This is a genomic window from Marinobacter xiaoshiensis, from assembly GCF_031631795.1.
Classification (GTDB): domain Bacteria; phylum Pseudomonadota; class Gammaproteobacteria; order Pseudomonadales; family Oleiphilaceae; genus Marinobacter; species Marinobacter xiaoshiensis.
The window spans coordinates 1-4,021 of record NZ_JAVMBO010000009.1; the positions used below are offsets into that span (position 1 = coordinate 1).

A 4,021-nucleotide genomic window follows, 5' to 3' on the forward strand; every position below is an offset into this window, starting at 1 on the left:
GACTGGTTAAATGTCGTCACGCCATTCTCTGTGCTTGCGCACACCCTCGTACTCAAGCCATGGTGCGTCATGTGAAACCCAAATATGAGCCTCTGGCCTCAATTCAGGGTCAACGTCCAAAGTAGCTACCCGAACGATTACATGTGCCTGCTCCGGCCTCTCTGCCACCAAATGAGACCCACAGCATTTGCAAAAATGACGCAACTTCCCTGGCGAGGACTCGAACGTTGAAATGGAACTTGCACCCTTGAGCCAGCGGAAATTCTCGCGCTTTACGCCAGCCGTAGAGGCAAACGGAGCAGCGTGGGCTTTACGACAAGTTTGGCAGTGGCAATGCACAATGGGCATATCCACAGAGTCTATTTCGTAACTTATCTCACCACACAAACAGCTTCCCTTCAGCCCCATGAGGGGATCTCCTTCTGTACATTTAACGCGAAGCTAAGCGGCGCCCTGACAAGGGCGTCCGGTGGACGGCCGTCAGGCCGGGAACAAACTTAAGCGACTGGTTAGCTGGGGGTAACTTTGAAGACCATTCCTTGGCAGCCAACATCACGGCCTGCTCCATTGCCCTTGCACCGACACCTGCCAATGCAACGTGATTAAAACCACCGCCTTTGATGCGGTGAATGAACCTGAACCTCAGAGTAGCAGTTCAGGATTCAGTTTTCGGCGGATTGCCCCGCGCGGCAAACACTGAATTTTATACCTGCCTGATATCTGATTGAGCTGCCAGCAAGACTGCGAGCTCTGACGGCCTTGACGGTGCTCCAAGAGTACCGGATTTGCTGCCCGTTTGAGGCCAAGGCCCGATGGCACCGAACCACCCCAAAAACCCAAGGCACTACCAGCTAACGCTGAAGGTAACCGGCACCGAAGCGCAGCGAAGGGAACCAAAAGCAGTAAGCTTTTGGTGTCCGGTTGACCGTCTGGTTAGCTGGGGGTAATTGTGAAGACCATTCCCTGGCAACCAACATGACGACCTACTCCGCTGCCCTTACACCAGCACCTGCCAGTACGCCGTAATTAAAACCACCGCAAACGATGCGCCGAATGAACCTGAACTTGAGATTAGCAGATCCGGAACCAGATTTTCGTGGACGGCCCCACACGGCTAACACCGATTTTTAAACAAACATTTGCGATCAATTGAGCTGCCAGCATGACGCCAAACTTGCGGGCCTTGGCAGCATCACCGTGCTGTCGGTTTTGCTACCCATTTGCGGCCAAGGCCACTGGCACCAAACCACCAAAAAGGAACAAAGCACTACCAGCTAACGCTGAAGCTTAGCGGCGCCCTGACAAGGGCGTCCGGTGGACGGCCCTCGGGCCGGGAACGTACTACAGCGACTTGTTATGTTTTTTACGGTGGCAATCAATTTTCTAAATTTTGAGCACTATTCATCTCGGCTCTTATCACTATCCAAGAAAAGCAAAATTGCTCCAATAATTATTGAGACAGTGGATATAAAAAAAATGAGAGAAAATGGAACCTTAATGTCTCCACTAAAGCTACTGCGATCATGAAATATCGTTATGTAAGAATGCTTTATGTTCCACAAAAAACTCATGTGTGACGCCCACAAATCCACCAAGAGAAAGCCACCAGGTAAGCGTCCGCCCATCACACCTTGCTAATGCTCACCGGCCTCCAGTTGTGCGGTAGCAGTTCATCAATGGCGTTGTTTTTCTGCGTCGGCAGTTTCGTCAGAACATCTTTCAAATAGGCATACGGATCATGCCCATTGAGCTTTGCGGACTGGATTAACGTCATCACCGCAGCAGCGCGTTGACCACTTCGCAATGAACCTGCGAACAACCAGTTACTCCGACCCAATGCCCACGGGCGTATCTGGTTTTCCATCCAGTTGTTGTCGATGGGCACTGCGCCATCGTCCAGATAGCGCGTCAGCGCTGTCCAGCGTTTGAGACTGTAGTCCAAGGCTCTGGCCGTGCCGGAGCCATCCGGCACTTTCTGTCGGTGCGCCAACATCCATTGATGCAGGGCATCGGCTATTGGTCTGGCCTTTTCATTTCTGATTTGCTGTCGCTTATCCGGCGGCAGGTCTTTGGCTTCTCGCTCGATCTGATACAGCTGACCGATGTATTCCAGAGCCTGTGCCGCTATTTGGCTCTGGTTAGCTTGGTGTAGGTCGTAGAACTTGCGACGGGCATGGGCCATACAACCGATTTCGGTGATGCCGTTGCCGAAGCCCGCCTTGTAGCCCGAGTAATCGTCGCAGACCAGTTTGCCTTGCCAGCCTTCCAGGAAGGTTCGAGCGTGCTCACCCGCCCGGGTTGGGGCGAAGTCGTAAACAACGGCCTTCAGATTGGAGAACGGTGTGGTGCAATAGGCCCAGACATAGGCTTTGTGGGTTTTTTTCTTGCCCGGAGCCAGCATGCTGACCGGTGTTTCATCGGCGTGCAGAACGCCGTGTTCCAGTAGTGCATTTCTAAGAGCATTCACCAGCGGTTGCAGCTGCACACCGCAAGCGCCTACCCATTCCGCCAGAGTTGAGCGCGGGATAGCGAGGCCAGCACGACCGAAGATACGTTCTTGACGGTATAGTGGTAAATGATCCGAGTACTTGGCCACCAGCACCTGAGCCAGTAATCCGGCGGTGGGAATGCCTTTATTGATAACCTGCGGAGGCACCGGTGCCTGGGTCAGGGTTTCGCACTGCTCACAGGCCCATTTGCCGCGGATGTGGCGCTCCACTGTGAACTCGCCCGGCACGTAATCCAGCTTTTCACTGACGTCTTCGCCTATGCGCTTGAGCTGGCAGCCGCAGCGACACTGAGTGTTCTCGGGTTCGTGATGGATCAGGGTGCGGGGCAACTCCGGTGGCAGTGGAGCCCGCTTGGGTTGTATTTTTGGCTTGGGCGGTGTTTCGGCGGCTGTGAGTTGTGCCAGTTCAGCCTCGATGGCAGCAATGTCGCTGTCGATCAGCTCATCCAGCAAGCGGCCTTGAACCGCATCCAGTTGTTCGCTGCGACGGGCGAACTTGTGGCGTTTAAGGATGGCCACTTCGTGGGTCAGTTTCTCGATGACTGCATCGCGGTGTACGAGTGCTCGATCCTTATTTTCTACGCGATCGAACAGATCCGTGACTAGGGCACGGAGTTGATCGGCGGAGAGTTGATTAAGGTCGGGACGTTGTGACATGCAGAACAGTATCCCAAGTCACGGCCACTGTGACGATTCGCCATTCTGATGATGGTCTGGGTAACCGGCTTGTGGTTACAGAATCGAGATCACACCGGCGGCACCGAGGCGTTGCCACGGCAACCCTTGAACCAGCGCAGCCAATTGTTCGTCTGTTAATAACAGTTGCTTGCCACGCCAGGTTTCGCCCCAGTGGAACTTGCCGCGATTCAATCGACGGGCACAGAGCCATATACCAAGACCGTCGTGGATCAACACTTTCATTCGGTTGCCCCGTTTGTTGGCGAACAGGTACGCACAATGGGGCCTGGCTGAGCCGAACACCTGGACGACACGCGCCAACGCGGTGTCTGGCCCAGCCCGCATATCCAAGGGCTCGGTGGCCAGCCAGATCTCGTCAATGCGGATCATGGCAACAGTTCGCGCAGAAACGCCGCGCATTGCTGACCTTGATCGGCGGGCCATTCCACCACAACCGGGCCGCCGGCTCGCGGAATCTCGATGCGGATGGTGCGATCCTTATCGGCAGGTTTCGTGGTATGCACGGCCGTCGCTGGAAAACGAACCGGTAGAAAGGCTGGGGCTTGGCTTCCATCGTCTTGCTTCGACTCTCTGATCCAGCGCCGAAGTTGGTTGGCGTTGAGGTCGTTATCCAGGGCAATGCGGGAAACAGAAGCTCCAGGTCTGTGGCACTCGGCCACCAGCCGAGCTTTAAATTCCGGAGCGTGTCGGCGACGTTTTCGGTAAGGGCGGGTTACGCTTACGTTGTTCATAGATAGTGTCCACTAAAGAATAAGTGGACACTATCTTGAAGCCTTCGGCATCACACTCAAGATGGGTTTGCCGGACGCTTAC

At 54.6% G+C, this 4,021-nt stretch carries 4 protein-coding genes; all 4 read right to left on the minus strand.

Going from position 1 to position 4,021, the window contains the following annotated elements:
• Positions 1–6 precede the first annotated feature (6 nt).
• Entirely contained in the window at positions 7–408 is a 402-nt protein-coding gene (locus RKA07_RS07525; RefSeq protein WP_310966023.1) for a GFA family protein, read from the minus strand.
• Between the two features lie 1,216 nt (positions 409–1,624).
• Entirely contained in the window at positions 1,625–3,166 is a 1,542-nt protein-coding gene (gene tnpC, locus RKA07_RS07530; protein WP_200371917.1) for an IS66 family transposase, read from the minus strand.
• 75 nt (positions 3,167–3,241) lie between these two features.
• Entirely contained in the window at positions 3,242–3,577 is a 336-nt protein-coding gene (gene tnpB / locus RKA07_RS07535; RefSeq protein WP_200371918.1) for an IS66 family insertion sequence element accessory protein TnpB, read from the minus strand.
• Positions 3,574–3,939, minus strand: a complete 366-nt coding sequence (gene tnpA / locus RKA07_RS07540; RefSeq protein WP_200371919.1) for an IS66-like element accessory protein TnpA — start codon at positions 3,937–3,939, stop codon at positions 3,574–3,576. The genes tnpB and tnpA overlap by 4 nt, the downstream gene beginning before the upstream one ends.
• Positions 3,940–4,021: the final 82 nt, after the last annotated feature.